We start from the raw sequence: 681 nt of genomic DNA, 5'->3' as shown, positions 1-681 counted from the left end.
GAAAAGGTTTGGGTCGGAATCGATGTCGGCAAGGCCGCCCACCACGTCTGCGTGGTCGATGGGGCGGGCAAGGTCGTGTTCTCGCAGAAGGTGGCCAACGGTCAGCCCGCGATCGATGCGTTGATCGCCCGGGTTCGAGCCAGGCCGTCGAGGTCCTCTGGGCAGTGGACATGACCTCCGGCGCGGCGGGGCTGCTGCTGGCTTTGCTGGCGGCCACCGCGGATCCGGTGATGTATGTGCCTGGCCGGTTGGTCAACCGGATGGCCGGAGCGTTCACAGGTGAAGGAAAGACCGATGCCAAAGACGCCCGCACGATCGCCGAAACCGCCCGCATGCGTGGGGATCTGATACCGATCACCAGCCCCGATCAGATCGTGACCGATCTGAAGGTGCTCATCGCGCGCCGCGAGAACCTGATGACCGACTGGGTGCGTGGCATCAACCAACTGCGTGAGATGCTGGCCTCGATCTTCCCCGCGCTCGAACGCGCCTTCGACTACTCCACCCGCTCGGCGTTGATCCTGCTCACCGGATTCCGAACCCCCGCCGGTCTGCGGGCGGCCGGGCACGACGGTGTGCGAACCTACCTGCTCGAGCACGGCGCCTGGGCCAAGGGCATCGCCGTCATGACCGACAAGGCCCTGGCCGCTGCCGGTGAGCAGTCCATCGCGTTGCCCGGCG

General features: G+C 66.5%; 1 pseudogene. It reads left to right on the top strand.

Annotation, left to right across the window (positions count from 1 at the left end):
- Positions 1-51: 51 nt before the first annotated feature.
- Positions 52-681 (top strand): annotated as a pseudogene (locus ACLMAL_RS39700) (IS110 family transposase); the annotation flags it as partial.

Origin of the sequence: Nocardia sp. CWNU-33 (genome assembly GCF_046764895.1) — a bacterium.
In the GTDB taxonomy this organism is placed as follows: Bacteria; Actinomycetota; Actinomycetes; order Mycobacteriales; family Mycobacteriaceae; genus Nocardia.
Note: the sequence above shows the minus strand (reverse complement) of the source record. Positions and strands in the feature narration are given on the sequence as shown.